This is a genomic window from Streptomyces sp. NPDC002676, from assembly GCF_053592455.1.
Genome location: NZ_JBSFVT010000015.1, coordinates 1 through 24977, shown reverse-complemented (window position 1 = coordinate 24977; position 24977 = coordinate 1). Strand labels below are relative to the sequence as shown.

The window sequence follows — 24977 nt, the reverse complement described above, 5'->3', positions numbered from 1 at the left end:
AGCACTCACCTTGCGCGGACGGGTCCCCCAATCTGAAAACAGAGTGCGTGGTCATCGCGGCGATCGTAACGGCCCCCACTCCGCGGCGCCAGACAGTTTCGAACTCGGCGTGGACGACGGGCTTTGCGGGTGCTGGGGTATGGTGGCCGTCCTGCCGCGGACGTGCGCGGCTTCGGGCTGTCGAGGAGGTGAGACCCATTACCGCTGTGTCAGCTGGGGTGCTCTCTTCTTGTGACAGCCGTCTGTGACAGCGCGGAACGCCGGCACCGGTGACCGCGAGAGCGCCCTTCGGCTTCAGGTTTCCGAAAGGCTCTCGGTGTTCATGCCCTCTCTTCCCTCCCCGTCCCCGCTCTCCCCTTCCGTCGTCGTCTCCACGCTGCGCACCGCCGGGTGCGTCTTCGCCGAGGACGAGGCGGAGCTGATCCTCGCCACCGCTCGCGGCCCGCAGGAGCTCGCCGCGATGGTGGACCGGCGCGTCGCCGGAGTCCCGCTCGAACACGTCCTCGGCTGGGCCGAGTTCCACGGACTGCGCATCACTGTGGAACCGGGCGTCTTCGTCCCCCGCCGCCGTACCGAGTTCCTGGTCGACCAGGCCCTGGCCCAGGCCCCGGAGGCGCGGGTCGTCGTCGACCTGTGCTGCGGCTCGGGCGCGCTCGGTGCCGCGCTCTGTGCCGCCCTGGGCGATGCCGAGGTGCACGCCGCCGACATCGACCCGGCCGCCGTACGCTGTGCCCGCCGCAACCTCGCTCCCTACGGCGGCACGGCCCACGCGGGCGACCTGTTCGACGCGCTGCCCGCCGGACTGCGGGGCAGGGTCGGCATCCTGACGGCCAACGTGCCCTACGTGCCCAGCGCGGAGGTGGCGCTCCTGCCGGCCGAGGCCCGCGACCACGAGCCGCTGACCGCCCTCGACGGCGGCGCGGACGGCCTCGACGTCCTGCGCCGGGTGGCCGCCGGGGCCCCCGAGTGGCTGGCGCCGGGCGGCTGCCTGCTGACCGAGACCAGCGAACGCCAGGCGCGGTCCGCCGCGGAGGCGTTCACCGACGCAGGTCTGACGACCCGTGTGGCGGTGGCGGACGAGGCGTACGCGCATGTGGTGATCGGCGTACGGGAACAGCCGTAACGAAAGTGCCCCTTACGGCAGTTCCTGCGCCCGGGCGATGAGCAGGGCCACGTCGTCGTGGTTGTCGGGGTGGTGCAGCGTCCGAAGGAGCAGGTCGCAGACCTCCTCCAGGGGGCGGGAGGGGTCGTCGAGCAGGGACAGCATGAAGTCCAGGCGCTCGTCCAGGGAGTGGTAGCGGGTCTCCACCAACCCGTCGGTGTAGAAGACGAGTTCGTCGCCCGGTTCGAAGTCGACGGTGACGGTGGAGAACTCGACCCCGCCCACGCCCAGGGGCACCCCGGTGGGCAGGTCCAGCAGCTCCGGCGGCCGGCCGGGGCGGACCCGGGCGGGCGGCAGGTGGCCGGCGTTGGCGATCCGGCACCGGCGCAGATGCGGGTCGTGGACGGCGTACACACAGGTCGCGATGGAGTGGTCCAGGGCCGAGGTGGTCTTGTCCAGGTGCTCCAGCAGCAGTGCCGGGTCCAGGCCGAGGGAGGCCAGGGTGGTGGTCGCGGTGCGCAGCCGGCCCATCGTGGCCGCCGCGTTGATGCCGCTGCCCATCACGTCACCCACCACCAGCGCCGTGCTGCCGCCCTCCAGCGGGATGACGTCGAACCAGTCGCCGCCGACCTCGCTGGTCGCGCCGGCCGGCTGGTAGCGCGAGGCCACCTGCAGGCCCGTCGTCACCGGCGGATGGCTCGGCAGCAGGCTGCGCTGGAGGGTGAGCGCGGTGTTGCGGGCGTTCTGGTACCAGCGCGCGTTGTCGATCTGCACGGCCGCGCGCGAGGCCAGTTCCCGGGCCAGCAGCACGTCGTCCTCGTCGAACGGCGCCGGGTTGCGGGTGCGCTTGAGGTCGAGGGCGCCCAGCACCTCGCCGCGGGCGATCAGCGGTACCGCCAGGTACGAGTGCAGGCCCGCCCGGCCGAGCAGGACGGCAGCCTCGGGGGAGCGGGCGATGCGCGGCAGGTCCTCGTCCTTCACCTGGGGCACCAGCACCGGGTCACCCGTGCGGACGCACTCGGTGACCAGCCGGTCGGGCTCGTACCGGGCGGTCTGGCCGGGCGGGTCGGCGGCCTGTACGGCGTCCGTGCCGCCCTCTGCACGCACCGCCAGGGCGCGGATCACTGCGGCCTCCGACGGGCCGAGCGTGCTGGGCCGGCCCTCCACCACCGCGTCCAGCAGATCCACGGCCGCCACGTCGGCCAGCTCCGGTACGGCGACCTCGGCCAGCTCGAAGGCGGTGCGCTCCAGCTCCAGCGTCGTGCCGATCCGGGCGGAGGCGTCGGCGATGACCGCGAGCCGGCGCCGTGCCGCCTCGGCCTCCACGGAGGCCCGGTGCTGCTCGGTGATGTCGGACACCGAGACCGCCACACCGAGCACGTTGTTCATGGCGTCCTCCAGCCGGTACAGCGACAGCGACCACACGTGGTCCTCGTCGGGGTCGGCGGGGGTACGGCCGACGATCCGGTCGTCGATCAGCGGCGCACCGGTCTCCAGCACCCGCCGGGCCGCGCCCTCCAGGACGTCCGCGTCCAGCTGCGGCAGCACCTCGCGCAGCCTGCGCCCCACCTGCTCGGCGGCGGGGATTCCGTTGATCTTCTCCAGGGCGGGGTTGACGGAGACGAACCGCAGCTCGATGTCGAGGACGGCGAGTCCGATCGGTGACTGACTCACCATTCGCTCGGACAGCGCCACGTCCTGCTCCAGGCGCCGTACGGTCGACTGGTCGGCGGCGAGTCCGAGCGCGTACACGTCGCCCCGGTCGTCCAGCAGGCGCATGTTGCGGAACTCGACCAGACGGGTGCTGCCGTCCTTGTGCCGGACCGGGAAGCCGCCGGCCCAGCTCTGCCCGGTGCGCATCACGTCGGCGAAGAGCCTGCCGATCAGTTCTCTGTGCTGCTCGTGCACCACCAGCCGGGCGGCGTACTGCCCGAGCGCCTCCTGCGCGGTGTATCCGAACAGTTCGTCCGCCTGGGGGCTCCACAGCACGATCCGGCCGTCGGTGTCGAGGACCACCGACGCCACGCCCAGCACGTCGAGCAGGCCGCCCGGCCGCACCGGACCGCGCGCAGGCTCGCCGCCGTCCGCTGCCGCCGGGACCTCGGCTGCACTCATGCCACGCACCGCCTTCGCCCGTCCGCACGGCACGCCGTCCCCCGTGCCGACTCCCCTTGTTCCAGCGCGCTCACACCCGCCTCTCCGTCGACTCTCCGTCGCCGTATCTCTCCACCATCTCTCACCGCGGCGGCAGGCGTGCGCCGGAGTCACCGCGCCGGGGGCGTGCGCGGTGCGGCGGACTCCTGCCCAGACCGTACAGCGCGGGGCCCGGGGCCGTGAGAGTCCGGACCCATGTTTGCTGTCTTGGTCTGTACATGACCACTCGGGCGGGCCAGACTGTCCGCCGACCGAGTGCCCCCACCCCCCGTCCGAGGAGTCGGCCATGCCCGCGTCCGTGCCCGCAACCGCCAGACACCGTTGTCGCGCAGTCCTGACGGGACTCGTCACGCTCGCCACCGCCGTCGTCGTGTCCCTCGCCGCACCGGCACCCGCCTCCGCGGCCGACACCTGGACCGAGACCGGCTCAGACCGGGCCGACCCGCTGACCGAGAGCCAGGGCCTGGCCTCGGTGGAGGTCCCGGCGGGCAGCCCCAACCACTACACCGGCATCGGAACCATTCCCTTCAGCGTCTCCATGCGCGGCTGGAATCACGTCGGCGACCCCGATGCCTCGTACAACGGCTACTACATCGAGCCCTACCAGCGGGACTCCGGCAACTCGAAGATGTTCCGGGTGCAGGCACCGGGCGGCACCTGGTCGGAGTACGTCCACACGCTCAGCGCCGGCGAGGCCCTCAACAACTCCTGGGACGCGATCTCCCCGGACGGCCAGTGGATGCTGTCGGGTGAGTGGGGCACGATGAGCCGCCTGCTGGTCTTCCCGACCCCCGGCGTGAACGCGAGCACCTCGCCCTCGGTGAACCTCCCGCAGGCCGCCACGGTCCGCCTCGACCACCCGGTCCGTGACGTCCAGGGCTGCGACTTCTCCGGCCCGACGACCCTGCTGTGCTCCTCCGACGACCCGGACGGCAGCCTCTTCGGCCTGACCAAGCCGCTGCTCCAGATCGACCTGTCGGCCGCCCCGAACGGCTCCGCGGACGTCTCCGGCCACGTCACGGCCCTGCGCCAACTGCCGCTGCGCAGCGGTTGCTCGGGAACCTTCGAGGCGGAGGGCATCGACTACGACCGCCGTACCGGCATCCTGCGTGCGATCGTCGTGTCACCGGGGTTCTGCGTGCTCACGGACAGCAAGACCTACAAGTTCTCCCGGGGCTGACACGTTCTTCCGCGGCTGACCTGACCGGGTCCGCAGCGGTAGTGCTCACCGGCCGGTGGTGCTTTGCTGGGGGTGGACGCGGTGGGGCGGGGGTACCCGTGCCGCCGCAGCGGGCCATGAAAGGAGCGATCAATGACGAACACGGAGCGGTCGCACCCGGAAACCGTCTCGGTGGAGATCAGCGGATGCTCCAAGGAGGACGCCCGCGTCGTCTTCGACGTGCTCGGCCTGTGCTTCGCCTCCGACCGCGGGCCGGACGAGGTGCCGCAGCAGATCCACGAGACCCGTCCGATGGTGTGGCTCGGCACGTACGACGTGGCGCAGGCCCGCGGGAAGAGCTGCCCGCCGGTCCACCTCGGCCACTCCGTCGTGGCGGACGTCCAGGGCGGGTACTGGGCCGTGGACCGCTTCCGCCGCACCCTGGACTCCATGTTCACCGTCCACGAGACCTGCACGGCCTCCGGCGACCAGGAGAGGGACCTCCACCTCCGCCTGGAAAGCCGCTGACACAAGCGCGCTACGACAACGCCCCGGCCGATTCCCCGTCGGCCGGGGCGTACTGCGCCAGCCCGTGGCCGAAGGACCAGTCGGAGGACTCGTTCTCGGTGACGGTGACGAACACGTTGCGCGGCTCGGTACCCGCGTACTCCTGCGCCAGCTCCGCGATCCGCCGGTACAGGGCGCGCTTTTGCTCCGCGCTGCGCCCGGAGCGCATGGTGATCGCGACGAACACCAGGCCGTCGTCGCGGCGCACGCCGAGGTAGTCGTCGTAGCGCAGCGTGCCGGTCACCCCGTCGTGGCCGGTCAGCACCTGGAACCGGTCGTCGGGCGGGACACCGATCGTCTCCACGAGCGCGTCCTGGACGGCCCGGCCCAGTGCCTCCAGGCGGTCGCGGTCGGTGCCGAGGGTGTCGATGCGGACGAAGGGCATGTCGGGACTTCCTCTCCGAGCGGGCGTCGGTCCGACCTGAGTGTACATACTAGTAGGTACAGAGTGATGGGCCTCACCTCGGCGCGTTTATGCAACTAGTTGCATAAGGCTCGCGGTTCCTCTACAACAAGAGGCGACGACACTGCGCACGGAGGGCCGGATGAGCCGATACCCGCACCTGATGACCCCGCTCGACCTGGGCTTCACCACACTGCCCAACCGCGTGCTCATGGGCTCCATGCACGTGGGCCTGGAGGAGGCCGAGCGCGGCTTCGAGCGCATGGCGGCGTTCTACGCGGCCCGCGCGCGCGGCGGAGTGGGCCTCATCGTCACCGGCGGCATCGCGCCCAACGACGAGGGCCGGCCGTGGGAGGGCGGCGCCAAGCTCACCACCGAGGAGGAGGCCGAGCATCACAAGGTCGTCACCGAGGCCGTGCACCGCGAGGGCGGCCGGATCGCCATGCAGATCCTGCACTTCGGCCGGTACGCCTACCACAAGGACCTGGTCGCGCCGAGCGCCCTGCAGGCCCCGATCAGCCCCTTCCCGCCGCGCGCGATGACCGACGCCGACATCGAGCGGACCATCGACGACTACGCCCGCGCCGCCCGCCTCGCCCGGCAGGCCGGCTACGACGGCGTCGAGATCATGGGCTCCGAGGGCTACCTGATCAACGAGTTCACCGCCGCGCAGACCAACCACCGCGAGGACCGCTGGGGCGGCTCGTACGAGAACCGGATGCGCTTCCCCGTCGAGATCGTCAAGCGCGTGCGCGAGGCCGTCGGCGAGGACTTCATCATCATCTACCGGCTGTCCATGCTGGACCTGGTGCCGGGCGGCTCCTCCCTGGCCGAGGTCGTCACCCTCGCCAAGGCGATCGAGGCCGCCGGGGCGACGATCATCAACACCGGCATCGGCTGGCACGAGGCCCGCATCCCCACCATCGCCACCTCCGTACCGCGCGGCGCCTACGCCTGGGTCACCAAGAAGCTCATGGGCGAGGTGTCCGTGCCACTGGTGACCACCAACCGCATCAACACCCCGGAGCTCGCCGAGGAGTTGCTGGCCGACGGCTACGCCGACATGGTCTCGATGGCCCGCCCGATGCTCGCCGACCCCGACTTCGTCGCCAAGGCCGCCGCCGGGACGCCCGAGGCCATCAACACCTGCATCGGCTGCAACCAGGCCTGCCTCGACCACACCTTCAACCTCCAGATCACCTCCTGCCTGGTCAACCCGCGCGCCTGCCACGAGACCGAGCTGGTGCTCTCGCCGACCCGGCGGCGCAAGAGCGTCGCCGTCGTGGGCGCCGGTCCGGCCGGACTCGCCTGTGCCGTCAGCGCGGCCGAACGCGGCCACCAGGTCACGCTGTTCGACGCCGCGAGCGAGGTCGGCGGCCAGCTCAACGTCGCCCGCAAGGTCCCCGGCAAGCAGGAGTTCGACGAGACCCTGCGCTACTTCCGCCACCAGCTCGACGCCCACGGCGTGGACGTACGCCTCGACACCTGGGTGAGCGCGGCCGACCTGGAGGGCTTCGACGAGGTCGTCGTCGCCACCGGCGTCACCCCGCGCACCCCGGACATCCCCGGCGTCGACCACCCGCGCGTCGTCGGCTACCTCGACGTGCTGCAGGGCGGCGCCCCCGTCGGCGAGCGCGTCGCCGTCCTCGGCGCCGGCGGCATCGGCTTCGACGTCGCCGAGTTCCTCACGGACGGCGGCGACAAGGCGAACGAGGACCCGGAGACGTACTTCCGGCACTGGGGCGTCGACATGGACTACGCGGCACCGGGCGGCCTCGCCGCACCGCGCCGGCCCGCCCCGCCGCGCACCGTCCACCTGCTCCAGCGCAAGACCAGCAAGGTCGGCGCCGGACTCGGCAAGACCACCGGCTGGATCCACCGCGCCGAGCTGAAGCACCGCGGCGTCACGATGGTCCCGGGCGTGCGCTACGACCGGATCGACGACGCCGGCCTGCACATCACCGTCGGCGAGGAGAGCACGGTCCTGGAGGTCGACACCGTCGTCCTGTGCACCGGCCAGGAGCCGCGCCGCGACCTGTACGAGGAGCTGGTCGCCGCCGGGCGCAGCGCGCACCTGATCGGCGGCGCCGACGTCGCGGCCGAGCTGGACGCCAAGCGGGCCATCAAGCAGGGCACGGAGGTGGCGGCGGTGCTGTAGGGCGCGCACCGCGCCTCCTTAGGATGAGCCCATGTCCCTGCCGCACGCCATCCTCACCGCCCTGCTGGAGAAGCCGTCGTCGGGGCTGGAACTGACCCGCCGGTTCGACAAGTCGATCGGGTACTTCTGGTCCGCGACGCACCAGCAGATCTATCGCGAGCTGGGAAAACTGGAGGCAGAGGGCTACATCCGCACACTGCCGGCCGAGCAGCCGGCCCGCGGGCAGAAGAAGAGCTACGAGGTCCTGCCCGCGGGCCGCGCCGAACTGGCCCGCTGGACGGCCGCCCATCAGGACCCCAAGCCGCTGCGGGACACGCTCCTGCTGCGGCTGCGCGCCGCCGCCGTGGTCGGCACGGGCGGCCTGGAGGCCGACCTGCGCCGCCATCTGGAGCTGCACCGGCGGCAGTTGGCCGAGTACCAGGACATCGAGAAGCGCGACTTCCCGCCGGACCGGGATGCCCCGCAGGACCGGCTGCGCCATCTGGTCCTGCGGGCGGGCATCGACCTGGAGACCTTCTGGACGCAGTGGCTCACCTACGCCCTGGAGGAGCTGGACGGGCTCCCGGACGCCTGAATACCTGACCTGGCGCGGTGGGTTCGGAGCCGGTAGGGGAGTTCGGAGCCGGTACGGCTGCTCAGAGCCGGTACGGCTTCGAGCGGCGGCGCAGGTACCAGCCCGTACCGATGACACCCGTGCCCACCAGCGCCGCGCCCACCCCCAGGGTGAGCGTGCCGTAGTCCCGGGCGGCGCCGCCCAGTCCGCCCATCACGCCCCGGGAGGGCGCCGCCGTCGCCGTCGCCGTCGCCGTCGACGTCGTCGACGAGATGGTCGGGGTCGTGCCGGACGAGACGTTGACCGACTGGGTGCCGGCCGTGCTGCCGCTGGAGCAGATCACCACGACGGTGTACGTCCCCGAGCTCACCCCCGACCAGGCCGCGGACTGGCTGATGGTCGTGCCCGACAGGCTCACCTGCCGGCCCTGCGAGAAGTTCGCCTGACGGCTGGTCAGCAGGGCAGCGGTGCCCCAGCTGCCGTTGATCTGGGAGCACGCGCTGGTGACCACCGAGACCGTGGACCCGGTGGTGCTCACGGAGATGCCCGAGGCCGCGCCGGACGGCCCGGCGAGCCCGGCCGGGAGCGCGGCGGCAGCCGCGAGGGCCAGGCCGGAGCTGAGAAGGAGTCGTCTAGTGCGCATTGGCTGGCCTCCGGCGGCACGGGTGGCGGTACGTCCCATGCGCCGCCGAGGGTCGGGGAAGCGTCCGTGCTGCCTCACCCGCAGCCAACGCGGCCCGCGAGGGCTCCGCACGTGGACCGCACCCGGCCAGGTGACGGATTCCTTCGTCCGGCGCAAGCCGACACGCCGTGGGCGCGCGGACCGGCCCGGTCGGCTCAATCGGCTGGGTCAGCCGGATGAGCCGGATCAGCCCGATCAGCCGGATCAGCTGGATCAGCCGGTTGAGTCGATTGAGTGAGTTGAGCCGGGTCGGCCGCCCGTGGTCACCGTCCGCTCCGCGGAGTACCCGCCCCAGGTGCCGTCGGGCAGCCGCGCCCGCATCCGCACCCGGTGTTCCACCCCGGCGTCCCGGCCGGCGTAGAAGCTGTACGTCGCCCGGCCGTGAGGCGGTGTGCCGCCCCACACCAGGGAGGTGGTCGTGCTCCCGTCGAGCAGGATCTGGTACTCAGTGATCATCCCGTCGGTGCGCGGCGGATCCCAGGCCAGGTCGATGTAGTACGCCCCGCCCGCCTCGTGGGTCGTGGCCGTGAAGCCGCCGGGCGCGGTGTCGCTGTCCCGCCCGTCGTCGGTGCCCGGCGTGGCGATCCGGACCGGGGCGCTCGCCGGGGAGAGGTTGTCGGCCGCGTCCCGGGCCCGCACGGTGAACACGTACCGGGTGCCGGGGCGCAGCCCGGTGACCACGGTCGCCGTCTGGTTCCCGCGCACGCTGTGGATCTTCACCCCGCCCTGGTAGACGTCGTACGACACCACCGCCCGGTCGTCCCGGGACGCGGTCCAGGACAGCTGGACCGCCCGGCTGCCCACGGCCCGACCCGAGGGTCCCGGCGGGCGTGTCGGGGCGGTGCGGTCCGCCGCGGTCAGGGCGGGGGTCCGCGCGCGCACCGCCTGGCTGGGCGGGCCGAGACGCCCGTCGGTGTCCCGGGCCCGGACGGTGAAGGCATACATGGTGGACGGCCTGAGCCTGGTGACGTCCACCATGTGCTGGGCGCCCGGTACTTCCTCCACTTTCGTGGTGCCGCGATAGACCTCATAGGAACGGATGCCCGGCGCGTCCGGCACGGCGTTCCACATCACGTGCACGCTCGTGGCGCTGCCCGCCGCGGCGGTGACCCCGGTCGGGGCGCCGGGCGCGCGGCCGTCGTCGCCGTCGGCCGCCCGGCTCCAGCCGCAGGACGCGACCAGCAGCAGGGTCAGCAGCAGGGCCGCGGGGGACAATACCGGCGGAAGGGGAACGCGTCGCACGGCTCTGCCTCCCGGGAACGGCAGTACGGGAAAGGTCCGGACCAATATGGCCCGGCCGGGTCGGCCGCAGCAAGAGGGCAGCGGTTGGTGACCACCCCGGGAGGTTACGTATGCTGAGGTCGCTAGGGCTGAACTTCCGGAAAAGGAAAGGGAGTTCATGCCTCAGGCGCGGACACGCTGTCGTCGCCGAACCCGCGCCGACGCGGGCGGCCGGGGCGCCTGTGCCGACATCGGCCCGGGCCCCCGGCCCCTGTCGTCCTCGCGAGTCCCTCCGTCTCGCGCAGTCGCACCCTTCGGTCACACCTTTCGATAGTCGTACGCCTCCTTGGCTGCCGCCTCCACCGCGTCCAGGTCGGCGCCCGCAGACGCCGTGACCACCGCGGCCACCGCGCCCTCGACGAACGGCGCGTCCACCAGCCGCGTACCGTCAGGGAGTTCGTCGCCCTCGGCGAGCAGTGCCTTCACCGTGAGGACCGCGCTGCCGAGGTCGGTGAGGACCGCGACCCCTGCACCCCGGTCGACCGAGGCCGCCGCCGCGGAGATCAGCTCCGCGCTGGTACCCAGCTCGCCGCCCTCCGTGCCGCCCGCCGGGGCGACGGGCACGGCCGTGGCCCCGCCGGCGAGGCCCTTGGCCAGCTCGGCGACGGACACCGCGACGTCCGTGCTGTGCGACACCAGTACGATCCCGACCAGCTTCTCCTCGCTCACGATCAACCCTCCGCAGCCTCGGCCAGCGCGGCGATCAGCAGCGCCGACGACGTCGCCCCCGGATCCTGGTGACCGATGCTGCGCTCACCGAGATAACTCGCCCGGCCCTTGCGGGCCTGGAGCGGAACGGTGGCCACCGCCCCCTCCTCCGCAGCGGCCCGCGCGGCGGCGAAGTTCTCGCGGAGCGCGTCCACCGCCGGCACCAGGGCGTCGATCATGGTCTTGTCGCCGGGCGCCGCGCCGCCGAGCGCCATCACCCCGTCGACCCCGGCCCGCAGCGCCTCGGCCAGCTGCTCCTCGCCGACCTCGGCAGCATCGCCGAGCGCTTTGCCGGTCTTGCGCAGCAGAGTGCCGTACAGCGGTCCGGACGCACCGCCCACCGTCGAGATCAACTGGCGCCCGGCCAGCACCAGGACGGCACCCGGAGTCTGCGGCTCCTCCTTCTCCAGGGCGGTCCGCACGGCCGTGAACCCGCGCTTCAGATTGGTGCCGTGGTCGGCGTCCCCGATGGGCGAGTCGAGGGCGGTGAGCCGTTCCGCCTCGCGGTCGACGGAGGCGGCGGTCGCCGTCATCCAGCGGCGGAAGAAATCGGCGTCGAGCACTGGATCTCCTTGTGTGGTAGGGATGTTGACCGGCGCGACTCACATCCCCCAGCGCAGCGCCGGGGTCCTCACCGGGGCGTCCCACAGCCGCAGCAGCTCGTCGTCGACCTGGCACAGGGTGACCGACGCGCCCGCCATGTCGAGGGAGGTGACGTAGTTGCCGACGAGCGTGCGGGCCACGGTGACCCCGCGCTCGCGGAGCACCCGCTGCACCTCGGCGTTGAACCCGTACAGCTCCAGCAGCGGGGTGGCGCCCATGCCGTTGACCAGGACGAGGACGGGGTTGCGCGGGGGCAGGTCCTCCACGACGGCGTTCACCGCGAAGTCGGCGATCTCCCCGGAGGTCATCATCGGCCGCCGCTCCCGACCCGGCTCGCCGTGGATGCCGATGCCCAACTCCAGTTCGCCGCCGGGCAGATCGAAGGTGGGACTGCCCTTCGCCGGCGTCGTGGAGGCGCTGAGCGCGACACCGAAACTCCGGGAGTTCTCGTTCACCTGACGGCCGATCGACTCCACCCGCTCCAGCGGCTGTCCCTCGGCCGCGGCGGCGCCCGCGATCTTCTCCACGAACAGGGTCGCGCCGGTGCCGCGCCGGCCCGCCGTGTAGAGACTGTCGGTCACGGCCACGTCGTCGTTCACCAGCACCTTGGCGACCTGGATGCCCTCGTCCTCGGCGAGTTCGGCCGCCATGTCGAAGTTCAGCACGTCACCGGTGTAGTTCTTCACGATGAACAGCACCCCGGCCCCGCTGTCGACGGCCGCCGCCGCCCGCGCCATCTGGTCCGGCACCGGCGAGGTGAACACCTCGCCCGGGCAGGCCGCGGACAGCATGCCCGGGCCGACGAACCCGCCGTGCAGGGGCTCGTGCCCCGACCCTCCGCCCGATACGAGCGCGACCTGCCCGGCCACGGGAGCGTCCCGGCGTACGATCACCCGGTTCTCCACGTCCACGGTCAGCTCCGGATGCGCGGCTGCCATTCCCCGCAGCGCGTCCGCCACCACGGTCTCCGGGACGTTGATCAGCATCTTCATCGGTTTCTCCTCAGACGCCTGGCAGGTGGGCCTTCGACCTCGGCCACCAGTATCGGGCTTGGGGCAGCGAAGGTCATGCGTCCAACCGCTAGGCTCCAGACATGCGGATCTCCGTCTCCTCCGACATGGATGAACCCGTGGCGCGCCTGCTCGTGGCGGAGCTGCGCAGGCGCGGCCACGAGGTGCGTGAGCACGGCGCGCTGCGGCCCGGGGCCGACCCCCAGTGGGCGGCCTGCTCGGAGGCCGCGGCCCGGGACGTGGCCGACGGCGCGGCCGACCAGGCGATCGTGTGTTGCTGGACCGGCACGGGCGCCGCCATCGCCGCGAACAAGGTCCCGGGCGTACGGGCGGCGCTGTGCGCCGACGCCTACACGGCGAACGGCGCGCGCCGCTGGAACGACGCCAACGTCCTCGCGCTGAGCCTGCGGCTCACCTCCGAGCCGGTCCTGAAGGAGATCCTCGACGCATGGTTCGCGGGCGAGCCGAGCGAGGACGCCGTGGACCGCGAGAACGTGGCCCGCGTCGGCCGCCTGGACGCCGCCCGGAAGCTCTCCTAGGGCGGGTCGGGGACGGTCGGCGCGGGCCGGTGGTGTGTGCGGTGGGACTGCTGTCGTGTTCGGTGGGGGGAGGGCAGTAGGGCGTGGGTTCAGTGGGCGCCGAGTCCGCCGCCGCCGAACGAGCCGCTCGACCCCTTGCTCCAGCGCAGGCGCTCCTTCCTGGCGCTCGGCTTGGAGTCGATGTTGCCCACCTCGTAAGGGGTGAGCGGGCGACCGCCCTTGGGGATCTCGGGAACCTCCAGGGACTCCCGGTTCTCCCGGACCTCGTGCATCGGGCCCTCGGGCGGCAGGTGCGGCTGCTCCTCGGGCTTCGGCCGGGGAGACTCGCGGTACTTCATGCGGGAGTTCATCCAGAACCCGCCGGCAAGGAACGCCAGCAGGCCCACGGCCACCACGAAGAGCCCGAGACTCATCAGGCCGCTGGTCGCGGCCATCTGCATCGTTGCGGTACTCATAGGACAGGAATACCCCACCCGGAACGGGACGAACCGGACACTTTGGGTAACCGGTCGTCCACGTACGGCGACCCGGCCCCGACCGGCGGCGCCCCCGCGCGACACGGGTGTTTACGCCGCCCCGCCCCGGCTACCCGCCCGGTGTGACCCGGCCGGCATCACAGGAGCAGCTCTACCGGTTCCTGGAGGACCGCTTCGCCTGCGCCCAGGCGTGCACCGAGTGCGCCAGGGCCTGTGCGGTGCGCGCGGGCCTCCTCGACCCGGACGGTACCGAGCGCCAGGAGCGCGTCCGCCGCATGGGCGTCATGTGCGCCGAGGTGTGCGACGCGACCTGCCGCCTCCTCGGCGAGCAGGACTGGCAGGACGAGGAGGCGATCCGGGTCCGGCTGGACTGGTGCCGCTCGGTCTGCCTCGAATGTGCGCGCGCTTTCGAGGACCGGCACGACTCCGAGTCGGCCGCAAGGGCGTGCCGGGCCTGCGCCGACGCCTGCGCGGACTTCCTGGTGACCCTGGGCTGAGCCCGAGGAGCCCTTGGATTGAGCCCCGGGCCAATTGCCACCTGGCACGCCATTCCCAATTTCTGTAACACGTTCTACGGTGTGCGCCGTCAGGACCGCCCTTGGGGAGCCTGGAGGCGCCGTGCATCTCGACCACACGCCCGAGCAGCAGCGGCTGCGCACCGAACTGCGCGCCTACTTCGCGGACCTGGTGCCGGACCACGCCTACGCCCGGTACGCCGACCCGGCCGCGCAGAAGCGGTTCTACCGCGACACCGTCCGCCGCCTCGGTACGGACGGCTGGCTCGGCGTGGGCTGGCCGAAGGAGTACGGCGGGCGCGGGCTGACCGCGATGGAGCAGTTCATCTTCTTCGACGAGGCCGCCCAGGCCGGCGTACCGCTGCCGCTGATGGCGCTCAACACGGTCGGGCCGACGATCATGCAGTTCGGCACCGACGAACAGAAGGCGTACTTCCTGCCGAAGATCCTCTCCGGCGAGATCGACTTCGCCATCGGCTACAGCGAGCCCGACGCGGGCACCGACCTGGCCTCCCTGAAGACCCGGGCCGTGCGGGACGGCGACGCGTACGTCGTCAACGGGCAGAAGATCTGGACCACCAACGGCGACACCGCGGACTGGGTCTGGCTGGCCACGCGCACCGACCCGCAGGCCCCGCCGCACAAGGGCATCACCATGCTGCTGGTGCCGACCTCCGACCCCGGCTACTCCTGCACCGTCATCAACACCCTTGCCTCGCACGACACTACGGCCAGCTACTACGAGAACATCCGCGTCCCCGTCTCCCGCCGCGTCGGCGAGGAGAACCAGGGCTGGCGGCTGATCACCAACCAGCTCAACCACGAACGCGTGACCCTCGCCGCACACGGCACCATGGCCATCCGCGCCCTGCACGACGTCCAGCGCTGGGCGATGGAGACCAAACTCGCCGACGGCCGCCGGGTGATCGACCTGCCGTGGGTACGCCGCCGCCTCGCGCAGACCCACACCCGGCTCGACGCGATGAAGCTCCTCAACTGGCAGATGGTGAGCGCCGTACAGGAAGGCACCCTGACCCCGCAGGACGCCTCGGCCGTCAAGGTCTACGGCTCCGAGGCCCGCCGGGACGCCTACGCCTGGCTGATGGAGGCCGTCGCCGCGGCGGGCCCGCTGAAGGAAGGCTCCGCCGGCGCCGTCCTCCACGGCGAGTTGGAGCGCGGCTACCGCTCGGCGGTCATCTTCACCTTCGGCGGCGGCAACAACGAGATCCAGCGCGAGATCATTGCCTGGATCGGACTGGGAATGCCGAGGGTGCGGCGTTAGCCTGCTGTGACGAGGATTTTTAGTTGGCACAAAAGAGGGATAGCTGGCACCAAAGGGATAGCTGGCACCAAGATCACGGGGGCATTCAGAGGTGCCGGCGCATCACCTCGATGCAGGTGGCTCGGGCCGCGTTCGATCGGTCCTGGGGGCAGGGGATTCCGAGGTTCATGCCGCTGTCGGTGGTCGCTGCCAGGCGAGGCTTCGAGTTCCACGGCGCGGAGGAACCGCTCGGAGCAGGACACTTGCGGTGTGCGGCAGGCCCCGGACGGGCCGGCAGCTTTCCCACCCGGAGGCCGTCACCCTGCGCAGTGCGGCCCTGCGGCTGAGGCCTTCCCCCCCGCTCGATGCGCATGATCCTGCGGCACCACGGCTGGGTGCTACCACGCCTGGCCCGATCGGAGGGTCGCTGCCGCCCGGCACGATAGCCGGTCCGGGACCATCGGCGCCTGGCGCGTGGACATGCCATGTTTATGCGTCGAGCAACCGGCAGATTTGTAGACACAAAGGGAGTAAAGCGCAGCCGGAAGGTGCTTTTCATCCCTGCACACCCGTTGACACGGGCATGGCGAGTGCCGCAGTTTCATGCGTGACATCAGGCACATGCAGCTAAGGGGTCTCCGAGAGGATCCGGGAGCCGAAAGGGGCACGCGGCGGTGCTGCCGTACGGGAACGGAGTGAGGACATGCCGCCGGGAAACTGCTCCACCGCTAGCCCCCTGGAGTCCGCAGACTCTGTCGCCGCTCGCAGCGGGTGACGCGCTCCATCCCCCCGGCTCCCGCCGCAGACATCGTCGCCCGCAAGCCGTAGGCCGCGTCAGCCGCCCGCCGACCGTGTCCGTTCCGGGGTGCGTCGCGTACGTCGCACTCACCGCTACCGGAAGGACGCCCCCTGGGCACCGGTCCTGGTCTCCCTCCACAGCTCTGAACGACCAAGCAATCGCTCTCCCGTCACCGAAAGGTGCAAGATGTCTTCCTCCGTCAGCAGACGGCGCCTCCTGCAAGTAGCCGGGGCCACCGCCGCCGCCTCTGCCACCGGATCCTTCATCGGCGCATCCCCCGCCCAGGCAGCCATCCCTCCCGCAAGGGCCGACATCGGAGTCTCCGCGCGCCCCTTCGAACTCGGCCAGGTCCGGCTCACCGCGAGCCGGTGGCTGGACAACCAGAACCGTACGCAGAACTACCTGCGGTTCGTCGACGTCGACCGACTGCTGTACAACTTCCGCGCCAACCACCGGTTGTCCATCAACGGTGCGGCTGCCACCGGCGGCTGGGACGCGCCGACGTTTCCCTTCCGCACCCACGTGCAAGGGCACTTCCTCACGGCCTGGGCACAGTTGTACGCGGTGACCGGGGACACCACCTGCCGGGACAAGGCAACCCACATGGTCGCGGAGTTGGCCAAATGCCAGGCCAACAACAGCGCCGCCGGTTTCAGCGCCGGGTATCTCTCCGGCTACCCCGAGTCCGACTTCACCGCTCTCGAGCAGCGGACCCTGACCAACGGCAACGTGCCGTACTACACCATCCACAAGACCCTCGCCGGCCTGCTGGACGTGTGGCGCCACATCGGCAGCACACAGGCCCGGGACGTGCTGCTCGCCCTGGCGGGATGGGTCGACTGGCGCACCGGCCGGCTGAGCAGCCGGCAGATGCAGGCCATGCTGGGAACGGAGTTCGGTGGCATGAACGCCGTGCTGACCGATCTCTACCAGCAGACAGGCGACGCGCGGTGGCTCACCGCCGCCCGGCGCTTCGACCATGCCGCGGTGTTCGACCCCCTGGCGTCCGGCCAGGACCAGCTCAGCGGACTGCACGCCAATACCCAGGTACCCAAGTGGATCGGGGCCACCCGGGAGTACAAGGCCACCGGCACCACCCGGTACCGGGACATCGCCGCCAATGCCTGGAACTTCTGCGTCAACGCGCACACCTACGCCATCGGCGGCAACAGCCAGGCGGAGCACTTCCGCGCCCCGAATGCCATCTCTGGCTACCTGAACAAGGACACCTGCGAAAGCTGCAACACCATCAACATGCTCACCCTCACCCGGGAACTGTTCACGCTGGACCCGGACCGGGCCGCACTGTTCGACTACTACGAGCGGGCGTGGCTGAACCAGGTGATCGGCCAGCAGAACCCGGCCGACGACCACGGTCACGTCACCTACTTCACCCCGCTCGACCCGGGAGGCCGGCGCGGTGTGGGCCCGGCGTGGGGCGGCGGCACCTGGAGCACCGACTACGGCACCTTCTGGTGCTGCCAGGGCACGGGCCTGGAGATGCATACCAGGCTGATGGACTCCGTCTACTTCCGCAGTGACAACACACTGATCGTGAACCTGTTCGTGCCCTCGGTGCTCGACTGGTCGGAGCGCGGAATCACGGTCACGCAGACCACGTCGTACCCCGTCGGCGACACCACGACGCTGCAGGTCACCGGCAGCGTCAGCGGAACCTGGGCGATGCGCATCCGCATCCCGGGCTGGACCTCCGGGGCCACCGTCAGCGTCAACGGCGTCACGCAGAACATCACCACCACGCCCGGCAGTTACGCCACCCTGAGCCGCTCGTGGGCCTCCGGCGACACGGTCACCGTCCGCCTGCCCATGCGGGTCGTCATGCGAGTGGCCAACGACAACGCGAACGTCGCCGCGATCACCTACGGCCCGGTGGTCCTGTCCGGCAACTACGGCGACACCGCGCTCAGCTCCCTTCCTACGCTGAACACGTCCTCGATCACACGGACCAGCAGCAGTTCGCTCGCCTTCACCGCCACCGCCAACGGATCCACCGTCGACCTGGGCCCGTTCCACGACGCGCACGGCTTCAACTACACCGTCTACTGGAACACCAGCGCCACCGTCCGTCTCGCCAATGTGGGCAGCGGTCTCCTGCTGGGCATCCAGAACATGTCCACGGCCGACGGTGGCCGCGCTCTGCAGTGGTCGGACAACGGCACCGCCGACCACAACTGGCAAATGATCACCGACGGAAACGCGGTCCGCTTCCGCAACGCCCACAGCGGCAAGGTGCTCGGCGTCTTGAACATGTCCACGGCAGACGGCGCGACCGTCCTGCAGTGGTCGGACAACGGCACCGCCGACCACAGATGGACGCTGCTCGACCAGGGAGACGGGACCTGCAAGATCCGCAACGTGAACAGCGGCAAGTTGCTCGCCATCGCGGACAACTCCACCGCCGTCGGCGCGTTCGCGGTCCAGGACGCGGACGACGGCACCGCCGACAACCGGTGGCGCATCTTGGGGAACTGGGGGCTGTTGCGGAAGCAGAGCTTTTAATCCTTCTCCGTCATTCCGCTTTGCTCGACACTTCGACCCTCGTTCGACATGACGAACATGTCGGGGTCGGGCCACACCGTATCGACAGTCCGGGCAGCCTCCGACAGGGCCAACCGGAACCGCTTACTCAAGGATTGCGAGGCCCCAATGCACAGAAAAGGTTTCAGCCGCAGACGTCCGTCTGCGGTGCTCGCCGCCGCGGTTGCGGCTCTGCTCTCTTTGGCGGCGCTGCTCGTCGCCAGTCCGGCTCAGGCGGCCACCAGCGGCGTCCTGCGCGGTGTTGGTTCCGGCCGGTGTCTCGATGTGCCGGGCGCCAGCCAGACCGACGGCACGAACGTGCAGATCTGGGACTGCACGGGCGGGTCCAACCAGCAGTGGATGCTGACGGACAGCAACCAGCTGACCGTGTACGGCAACAAGTGCCTGGACGTCCCGGGCCACGCCACCACGGCCGGGACCAAGGTGGAGATCTGGTCCTGCAACGGCGGTGCGAACCAGCAGTGGCGGGTGAACGCCGACGGCACGGTCGTCGGCGTGGAGTCCGGGCTGTGCCTTGACGTGTCGGGCGCCGGAACGGCCAACGGCACGGCTGTGCAGCTCTGGAACTGCACCGGCGCCGGCAACCAGAAGTGGACCGGCCTGTCGGGGACGACCAACTCGTGTGCTCTTCCGTCGACGTACCGGTGGACCTCGACCGGTCCGCTGGCGCAGCCGGCCAACGGGTGGCTCTCGCTGAAGGACTTCACCACCACGACGTACAACGGCAAGCACCTGGTCTACGCGACGTACTCCGACGGCAACTGGCACTCGATGGGCTTCAGCCCCTTCACGAACTGGTCGGACATGTCCACGGCCACCCAGACCGCGATGAACTCGTCCGCGGTGGCGCCCCAGGTGTTCTACTTCGCGCCCAAGAACATCTGGGTGATGGCCTCTCTGGGGTGGGGCACCGCCTGGCCCTTCACCTACCGCACGTCCAGCGACCCCACCAACCCCAACGGCTGGTCCGCGCCGCAGGCGCTGTTCACCGGCAGCCTCCCCAGCGGCGGCCCGATCGACCCGACCCTGATCGCCGACGACCAGAACATGTACCTGTTCTTCGCCAATGACAACGGCAGCATCTTCAAGTCGACCATCCCGATCGGGAACTTCCCGGGCAGCTTCGGCTCCTCGTACACCACGGTCATGACCGACACGGTGAAGAACCTGTTCGAGGCGCCGCAGGTCTACAAGGTCCAGGGTCAGAACCAGTACCTCATGATCGTCGAGGCTCGCGGTGCGAATGAGGACCGCTTCTTCCGTTCGTTCACGGCCTCCAGTCTGAACGGTCCGTGGACCGCACAGGCCGCCACCGAGAGCAACCCCTTCGCGGGCAAGGCCAACAGCGGCGCCACCTGGACCAACAGCATCAGCCACGGTGACCTGGTCCGCAACAACCCCGACCAGACCATGACCATCGACCCCTGCAACCTGCAGTTCCTCTACCAGGGCCTGGACCCCAACACACCGAGCACCACCCCCTACGAGAGGCTGCCGTACCGGCCGGGCCTGCTCACCCTGCAGCGCTGACCCGCGCGCACCTGACCAGAAGCTTGTGACCGTACCTGTCAGGCCCGGTCACAAGCGGCTTCCGCTCTGTCTCCCAGGAAGGAATCCTGCATGGTTCCCATGCACAGTTGCTGTCCCGTAACGATGAGCAAGGGAGTTCATGGTGCCTGAACTGCTCATTTTCCGAAAACTGCGCCGGGGGGTGGTTGTCTGCTTGGCTGCAGTGGCGCTCGCCCTCACCGGCCTTGTCGCCTTCACCGGCGCTTCGCAGGCCGCTGACCAAGGGCCCTGCGACATCTACGCGGCGGGCGGCACGCCGTGCGTCGCGGCGCACAGCACGACCCGCGCGCTGTTCGCCTCCTACAACGGACCGCTCTACCAAGTGCAGCGGGCCTCGGACAGTACGTTGCACGACATCGGCGTGCTGTCGGCCGGAGCCGTCGCCAACGCGGCGGCACAGGACTCGTTCTGCGCGGGCACCACCTGCACGATCACCCGCGTCTACGACCAGACCGGCGGCGGCAACACCCTGGTCTACCAGGGACCCGGCGGGACCGGCGGCGCCGACATGGCGGCCACCGCGACCACCGAAGCGATCAGCGTGGGCGGCCAGAAGGCTTACGCGCTCTACATCAAGCCCGGCAACAGCTACTTCGCCTACAGCTCCGCTGGGGGCGTGCCGACCGGCAGCTCACCCGAGGGCGAGTACATGGTCACCAGCGGCACCCACGTCAACAACGGCTGCTGCTTCGACTACGGCAACACGGAGATCGACCACAAGGCCGACGGCAACGGTGCCATGGACGCGATCAACTTCGGCACGGAATGCTGGTTCGGCGGCTGCAGCGGAACCGGGCCGTGGGTGCAGGCGGACCTGGAGAACGGCCTGTTCTCCGGCGGCAGCAAGACGTGGAACCCCAACCAGGTCTCCGAGACCAGTCGCTTCGTCACCGCGATGCTGAAGAACAACGGCACCACCCAGATGGCGCTCAAGGGCGCAGGCGCCCAGTCCGGGAGCCTGACCCAGCTCTACAGCGGCGCACTGCCCAGCGGATGGAACCCGATGCACAAGCAGGGTGCCGTCATCCTCGGCAGCGGTGGCGACTGCTGCCAGACCAACCGCAACGCGAGCGCGGGCACCTTTTACGAGGGCGCCATGGTCAAGGGCTACCCCTCCGATGCTACCGACGCCGCGGTCCAGGCCAACATCGCCGCGGCCGGCTACAGCACCGACACCTCCAACCCCTTCACCCCGGGCGCGAAGGTGTCGCTGCAGGCCACCACCTCCTGCTGCACCGGCGACTACCTGCAGCACGACACCAGCGACGACAAGGTCGTGATCGCGCCGGTGACCTCCAGCAGCTCGACCACCGACAAGGGCAACGCCACCTGGGTCGTCCGCGCCGGACTGGCCAACAGCGACTGCATCTCATTCGAGTCGGCCGACGCTTCCGGCAAGTACCTCAGGCACTACGCCTTCCAGCTTCACCTACAGCCCGACGACGGCTCCGGCCAGTTCGCCGCCGATGCCACCTTCTGCTCCAAGCCGGGCAACAGCGGCAACGGCTACTCCCTGCAGTCCTTCAACTATCCGGCCAAGTACGTCCGCCACTACCGATTCACCGGCTACGTGGCTGGCAACGGTGGTACCAACGCCTGGGACACCACGTCGTCGTGGGCCCAGGACACCAGCTGGCTCGCCGCCGCGCCCTGGAGCTGACGAGCAACGGAGGTGTCGACGCATTCCACTCTGTTCGCAAGGTCGGACATTGTCCGAATAGCCGAACGCGGGGTCGTCGACGCCTCACCGCACACCCCACCTTGTGAAGGAGCATTTCATGATCAAGCCACCGTGGATACGAAGCGTCAGACGCGCGCTCCTCTCGGCCGGTGCCACCGTCGCACTCGCCGCCGGCCTGCTCACCGCCACGCCCACCACCTCGCAGGCGGCCACCCAGCAGCCATGCGACATCTACGCGGCAGGCGGCACCCCCTGCGTTGCCGCACACAGCACCACCCGCGCCCTGTACGCGACGTACAACGGCCCGCTGTACCAGGTCAAGCGTGCCTCCGACAACGCGACCAAGGACATCGGCCTGCTGAGCGCCGGCGGATACGCCAACGCCGCTGCGCAGGACTCCTTCTGCGCGGGCACCAGCTGCGTCATCACCGTCCTCTACGACCAGTCCGGCAAGGGCAACAACCTCACCCAGGCACCCGCGGGGGGAGCCGCCGGTGGGCCGGACAACCTCGCCAACGCCTTCGAGGCGCCGGTCACCGTCGGCGGGCACGAGGCATACGGCGTCTATGTCGCCCCCGGCACCGGCTACCGCAACAACAACACCAACGGCATCGCCACCGGCGACCAGCCCGAGGGCATGTACGCGATCTTCGACGGCACCCACTTCAACGGCGGCTGCTGCTTCGACTACGGCAACGCCGAGACCAACAACCTGGATACCGGCAACGGCCACATGGAGGCCCTCTACTTCGGCAACAACAAGGGCTGGGGCTGGGGCAGCGACAACGGCCCCTGGGTCATGGCCGACCTGGAGAACGGCCTGTTCTCCGGGGTCAACCGCGGATTCAACGCGGGCGACCCGAGCGTCGACCACCGGTTCCTGACCGCCATGCTCAAGGGCGGCGCGAACCAGTGGGCCCTCCGCGGCGGCGACGCCCAGTCGGGCGGCCTGTCCACCTTCTACAACGGAATACGCCCCACCGTCTCCGGCTACAACCCGATGCACAAGGAAGGCGCGATCATCCTCGGCATCGGCGGTGACAACAGCAAGGGGGCCCAGGGCACCTTCTACGAAGGCGTCATGACCCAGGGCTACCCCTCGGACGCCACCGAGAACGCCGTACAGGCCAACATCACCGCCGCCGGCTACAACAGCGGCTCGACCAGCACCGGCTCGCTGACCCCCGGTTCCCGGATCTCCCTGCAGGCCACCACCGCCCCCTGCTGCACCTCGCACTACCTCCGCCACAACGACGCCGACACCAAGGTCGTCATCTCCAGCATCAACTCCTCCAGCCCGGCCACCGACAAGGCCGACGCCACCTGGATCGTCCGCGCCGGCTTGGCCAACACCTCCTGCCTGTCCTTCGAGTCCGCCAACAACCCCGGCCAGTTCCTGCGCCACTACAACTACGAGCTCTACCTGAACTTCGACAGCGGTGCCGGCAGCTTCGCGCAGGACGCCACCTTCTGCCCCACCGCAGGCAACAGCGGCGTCGGCAAGTCCTTCCGGTCCGTCAACTACCCGACGAAGTACATCCGCCACTACAACTTCACGGCCTACATAGCCAGCAACGGCGGCTCCAACGCCTGGGACTCCACGAAGTCGTGGCCCCAGGACACCAGTTGGCTCACCGCATCTCCCTGGAGCTGACGAGCAACCGGCCTCGCCGAGCGCCTCCAGCAGCGAGCACGGCAGCGGCGCCGCGGCTGCGCACGTGCTTCACCGGCGCGTAGAGGATCATCCGGTGCTCGTCGCGTCCGGCGGGCTCAACTTCAACACCAACAACCTGACCGTCAGCGGCGGCTGACCTGACATCAGGGCCGAGGTCGGTCCGCGTCCTTCCTCAGGCGCGGTCGACCTCGGCCCGCAGCACGTTGTAGTCCGCGAAGGTGGCGTCCAGACTTGTGGGGAGTCGTCGGCGGCCTTGGGCGGGCGGTGGGATCAGTGTCGGGCGAACTGGACCTGGGTGGGTTGTACGACGTTCGGCCGCACCGCGATTCCGGTGATGGTCAGCCGTTCGCCGTAGATGTCGGTTCGGAGGTGCTGGGGCTCACCAGGCTCCAGGTGATGGGGATCCGGCCGACCTTTGAGGTCGGCGAGTTTGACGAATGCCTGTTGACTGAGGTCGAGTTGCCCGGGTGCGCAGGGCAGGGGGCATTCGTTGGTGATCCGTACCGTGATGGATTTGCCGTTGGCCGCGCGGACGAGCACGTAGGCGCCACATGAGGGCCCGCCGGCACTGCCGCGACCACGGACGCCTGCCCGAGATGAGCGAGTCGCTGATCACGTGGGCCGCCATCACGCTGATGACCCGCCGGCTCACCCGTCACAAGGCCCGTCCCGCGGAACGGCGCGACGTCGTCCACGGCTACGTGATACAGGAAGCCGCCTGATCACACGGTCGATCCCGCATCTCGGTTCAGGCGAGAGGCCGCCGGGTTCGTGGCGGGGTTCGTCAGGGCATCGAGCTGGGCAGCGAGGTCGGGGTGGTCGGGGGTGAGGTGGGGGCGGGTGGCGTTGAGGGGGTGGATGAGGTCGGCGGGGTCGTCGTGGGCGAGGGCTGCGTGGAGCTGGTCGAGCGGGTTGCGGGCGGCGTCCGGCAGGTCGGTGAGGGCGGTGATCTGGCCGGCGATGCGGCGCAGGTCGGCTGCGTTGCGGCGGGCCCAGGTGGCGGTGGTGCGTGCGGTGGCGCGGCGTTCGCGGGTGGCCTGGACGCGTTGTTCGCCGGTGGTTCCGGCCGGGCCGGGCCGGCCGCGCAGGTAGCGGCGTTCGGCGGCCTGGCGGCTGGCGACGCCGAGGGGGTGGGCGAGGTCGGCCCAGCTGGCACCCGCGTGGCGGGCGGTCTCGATCAGGCCGGTTTCCCATCCGGCGAGCTGCTCGCGTACCTGCCGCAGCAGCAGCAGCGAGGCCAGGGCCTGCTCCGGGCCGACGTCGAGGGTCTCGGCAGTCTCGGGGACCTCATGCCGGGCGGCATGCAGGGCGTCGTCTATGGCGTGCAGGGCTGCCGCGGCGGCGAGGAACGACACCGGGCTCGGCATGTCGGCGCTGGACGGTGCCGGCTGGTCGGCCGGGGTCATGGACACCTCCCTCAGGTAGTCATCCATCGGACGACACCATGTTTGTCATCCATTGGATGACATGTTACAACGGTTTCAGTGAGGCGCATTGGCAGCAACTGCCCGAACCTTCCTGGA

General features: G+C 70.2%; 21 protein-coding genes and 2 pseudogenes. 13 read left to right on the top strand and 10 right to left on the bottom strand.

Annotated features, from left to right (window positions below; genetic code table 11):
• Positions 1-322: 322 nt before the first annotated feature.
• Positions 323-1123 (top strand): putative protein N(5)-glutamine methyltransferase, encoded by an 801-nt coding sequence (locus tag ACWD3E_RS31425; protein WP_451390930.1) that lies wholly within the window; start codon positions 323-325, stop codon positions 1121-1123.
• A gap of 12 nt (positions 1124-1135) precedes the next feature.
• Here ACWD3E_RS31425 and ACWD3E_RS31420 read toward each other — a convergent pair whose 3' ends face one another.
• Complete coding sequence (locus tag ACWD3E_RS31420; protein ID WP_451390929.1) at positions 1136-3217, bottom strand: SpoIIE family protein phosphatase; 2082 nt, start codon at positions 3215-3217, stop codon at positions 1136-1138.
• A 337-nt stretch (positions 3218-3554) separates the two neighbouring features.
• On the opposite strand from ACWD3E_RS31420, the gene ACWD3E_RS31415 reads away from it, so the two are divergent.
• Entirely contained in the window at positions 3555-4436 is an 882-nt protein-coding gene (locus ACWD3E_RS31415; RefSeq protein ID WP_451391064.1) for a hypothetical protein, read from the top strand.
• A 132-nt stretch (positions 4437-4568) separates the two neighbouring features.
• Entirely contained in the window at positions 4569-4943 is a 375-nt protein-coding gene (locus ACWD3E_RS31410) for a hypothetical protein (protein ID WP_451390928.1), read from the top strand.
• Between the two features lie 10 nt (positions 4944-4953).
• Here the strand turns inward: ACWD3E_RS31410 and ACWD3E_RS31405 are convergent, their stop codons facing one another.
• Positions 4954-5367: a tautomerase family protein gene (locus tag ACWD3E_RS31405; protein WP_451390927.1), complete on the bottom strand. Its 414-nt coding sequence runs from the start codon at positions 5365-5367 to the stop codon at positions 4954-4956.
• Positions 5368-5527: 160 nt separating this feature from the next.
• On the opposite strand from ACWD3E_RS31405, the gene ACWD3E_RS31400 reads away from it, so the two are divergent.
• A complete protein-coding gene (locus ACWD3E_RS31400) occupies positions 5528-7543 on the top strand; it encodes an FAD-dependent oxidoreductase (protein WP_451390926.1) in 2016 nt (671 codons plus the stop codon).
• A gap of 31 nt (positions 7544-7574) precedes the next feature.
• Positions 7575-8117 (top strand): PadR family transcriptional regulator, encoded by a 543-nt coding sequence (locus ACWD3E_RS31395; RefSeq protein WP_451390925.1) that lies wholly within the window; start codon positions 7575-7577, stop codon positions 8115-8117.
• A gap of 61 nt (positions 8118-8178) precedes the next feature.
• Here ACWD3E_RS31395 and ACWD3E_RS31390 read toward each other — a convergent pair whose 3' ends face one another.
• From ACWD3E_RS31390 to dhaK, 5 genes are all read right to left on the bottom strand, one after another.
• Positions 8179-8739 (bottom strand): hypothetical protein, encoded by a 561-nt coding sequence (locus ACWD3E_RS31390; protein ID WP_451390924.1) that lies wholly within the window; start codon positions 8737-8739, stop codon positions 8179-8181.
• Between the two features lie 252 nt (positions 8740-8991).
• Entirely contained in the window at positions 8992-10020 is a 1029-nt protein-coding gene (locus ACWD3E_RS31385; RefSeq protein WP_451390923.1) for a fibronectin type III domain-containing protein, read from the bottom strand.
• Positions 10021-10317: 297 nt separating this feature from the next.
• Positions 10318-10728, bottom strand: a complete 411-nt coding sequence (locus tag ACWD3E_RS31380; protein ID WP_451390922.1) for a PTS-dependent dihydroxyacetone kinase phosphotransferase subunit DhaM — start codon at positions 10726-10728, stop codon at positions 10318-10320.
• Between the two features lie 2 nt (positions 10729-10730).
• The gene (gene dhaL / locus ACWD3E_RS31375; protein WP_451390921.1) at positions 10731-11330 is read right to left on the bottom strand and encodes a dihydroxyacetone kinase subunit DhaL; all 600 of its coding nucleotides are present in this window, start codon (positions 11328-11330) and stop codon (positions 10731-10733) included.
• Between the two features lie 39 nt (positions 11331-11369).
• Entirely contained in the window at positions 11370-12362 is a 993-nt protein-coding gene (dhaK, locus tag ACWD3E_RS31370) for a dihydroxyacetone kinase subunit DhaK (protein ID WP_451390920.1), read from the bottom strand.
• Between the two features lie 101 nt (positions 12363-12463).
• Between dhaK and ACWD3E_RS31365 the strand changes: the two genes are divergently transcribed.
• Entirely contained in the window at positions 12464-12919 is a 456-nt protein-coding gene (locus ACWD3E_RS31365) for an RpiB/LacA/LacB family sugar-phosphate isomerase (protein WP_451390919.1), read from the top strand.
• Positions 12920-13008: 89 nt separating this feature from the next.
• On the opposite strand, the gene ACWD3E_RS31360 is transcribed toward ACWD3E_RS31365, so the two are convergent.
• The gene (locus tag ACWD3E_RS31360; RefSeq protein ID WP_451390918.1) at positions 13009-13374 is read right to left on the bottom strand and encodes a DUF6479 family protein; all 366 of its coding nucleotides are present in this window, start codon (positions 13372-13374) and stop codon (positions 13009-13011) included.
• Between the two features lie 143 nt (positions 13375-13517).
• Here ACWD3E_RS31360 and ACWD3E_RS31355 point away from each other — a divergent pair, with 143 nt between their 5' ends.
• The 6 genes from ACWD3E_RS31355 (at position 13518) to ACWD3E_RS31330 (ending at position 23433) form a co-directional block, all read left to right on the top strand.
• The gene (locus tag ACWD3E_RS31355) at positions 13518-13892 is read left to right on the top strand and encodes a ferredoxin (protein WP_451390917.1); all 375 of its coding nucleotides are present in this window, start codon (positions 13518-13520) and stop codon (positions 13890-13892) included.
• A 121-nt stretch (positions 13893-14013) separates the two neighbouring features.
• A complete protein-coding gene (locus ACWD3E_RS31350) occupies positions 14014-15192 on the top strand; it encodes an acyl-CoA dehydrogenase family protein (RefSeq protein WP_451390916.1) in 1179 nt (392 codons plus the stop codon).
• A gap of 964 nt (positions 15193-16156) precedes the next feature.
• Positions 16157-18490, top strand: coding sequence for a beta-L-arabinofuranosidase domain-containing protein (locus tag ACWD3E_RS31345; RefSeq protein ID WP_451390915.1), 2334 nt, complete (start codon positions 16157-16159; stop codon positions 18488-18490).
• A gap of 147 nt (positions 18491-18637) precedes the next feature.
• Complete coding sequence (locus ACWD3E_RS31340; protein ID WP_451390914.1) at positions 18638-20059, top strand: non-reducing end alpha-L-arabinofuranosidase family hydrolase; 1422 nt, start codon at positions 18638-18640, stop codon at positions 20057-20059.
• A gap of 139 nt (positions 20060-20198) precedes the next feature.
• Positions 20199-21758: an alpha-L-arabinofuranosidase B gene (locus ACWD3E_RS31335; RefSeq protein ID WP_451390913.1), complete on the top strand. Its 1560-nt coding sequence runs from the start codon at positions 20199-20201 to the stop codon at positions 21756-21758.
• A 118-nt stretch (positions 21759-21876) separates the two neighbouring features.
• A complete protein-coding gene (locus ACWD3E_RS31330; protein WP_451390912.1) occupies positions 21877-23433 on the top strand; it encodes an alpha-L-arabinofuranosidase B in 1557 nt (518 codons plus the stop codon).
• Between the two features lie 291 nt (positions 23434-23724).
• Here the strand turns inward: ACWD3E_RS31330 and ACWD3E_RS31325 are convergent.
• Positions 23725-24009: pseudogene (locus tag ACWD3E_RS31325) on the bottom strand (RlpA-like double-psi beta-barrel domain-containing protein); the annotation flags it as partial.
• Between ACWD3E_RS31325 and ACWD3E_RS31320 the strand changes: the two are divergent.
• A pseudogene (locus tag ACWD3E_RS31320) lies at positions 23973-24110 on the top strand (IS5-like element IS4811 family transposase); the annotation flags it as partial. The pseudogenes ACWD3E_RS31325 and ACWD3E_RS31320 sit on opposite strands and share 37 nt — an antisense overlap.
• A gap of 66 nt (positions 24111-24176) precedes the next feature.
• On the opposite strand, the gene ACWD3E_RS31315 reads toward ACWD3E_RS31320, so the two are convergent.
• Positions 24177-24860, bottom strand: a complete 684-nt coding sequence (locus ACWD3E_RS31315; protein ID WP_451391063.1) for a type III effector protein — start codon at positions 24858-24860, stop codon at positions 24177-24179.
• Positions 24861-24977: the final 117 nt, after the last annotated feature.

Excerpts from the sequence above, each read along its gene's own strand:
- ACWD3E_RS31425 (WP_451390930.1), top strand. The coding sequence starts at position 323 with ATGCCCTCTCTTCCCTCCCCGTCCCCGCTCTCCCCTTCCGTCGTCGTC.
- ACWD3E_RS31420 (WP_451390929.1), bottom strand. The coding sequence starts at position 3,217 with ATGAGTGCAGCCGAGGTCCCGGCGGCAGCGGACGGCGGCGAGCCTGCG.
- ACWD3E_RS31410 (WP_451390928.1), top strand. The coding sequence starts at position 4,569 with ATGACGAACACGGAGCGGTCGCACCCGGAAACCGTCTCGGTGGAGATC.
- ACWD3E_RS31405 (WP_451390927.1), bottom strand. The coding sequence starts at position 5,367 with ATGCCCTTCGTCCGCATCGACACCCTCGGCACCGACCGCGACCGCCTG.
- ACWD3E_RS31400 (WP_451390926.1), top strand. The coding sequence starts at position 5,528 with ATGAGCCGATACCCGCACCTGATGACCCCGCTCGACCTGGGCTTCACC.
- ACWD3E_RS31395 (WP_451390925.1), top strand. The coding sequence starts at position 7,575 with ATGTCCCTGCCGCACGCCATCCTCACCGCCCTGCTGGAGAAGCCGTCG.
- ACWD3E_RS31390 (WP_451390924.1), bottom strand. The coding sequence starts at position 8,739 with ATGCGCACTAGACGACTCCTTCTCAGCTCCGGCCTGGCCCTCGCGGCT.
- dhaK (WP_451390920.1), bottom strand. The coding sequence starts at position 12,362 with ATGAAGATGCTGATCAACGTCCCGGAGACCGTGGTGGCGGACGCGCTG.
- ACWD3E_RS31365 (WP_451390919.1), top strand. The coding sequence starts at position 12,464 with ATGCGGATCTCCGTCTCCTCCGACATGGATGAACCCGTGGCGCGCCTG.
- ACWD3E_RS31360 (WP_451390918.1), bottom strand. The coding sequence starts at position 13,374 with ATGAGTACCGCAACGATGCAGATGGCCGCGACCAGCGGCCTGATGAGT.
- ACWD3E_RS31345 (WP_451390915.1), top strand. The coding sequence starts at position 16,157 with ATGTCTTCCTCCGTCAGCAGACGGCGCCTCCTGCAAGTAGCCGGGGCC.
- ACWD3E_RS31340 (WP_451390914.1), top strand. The coding sequence starts at position 18,638 with ATGCACAGAAAAGGTTTCAGCCGCAGACGTCCGTCTGCGGTGCTCGCC.
- ACWD3E_RS31335 (WP_451390913.1), top strand. The coding sequence starts at position 20,199 with ATGGTGCCTGAACTGCTCATTTTCCGAAAACTGCGCCGGGGGGTGGTT.
- ACWD3E_RS31330 (WP_451390912.1), top strand. The coding sequence starts at position 21,877 with ATGATCAAGCCACCGTGGATACGAAGCGTCAGACGCGCGCTCCTCTCG.
- ACWD3E_RS31315 (WP_451391063.1), bottom strand. The coding sequence starts at position 24,860 with ATGACCCCGGCCGACCAGCCGGCACCGTCCAGCGCCGACATGCCGAGC.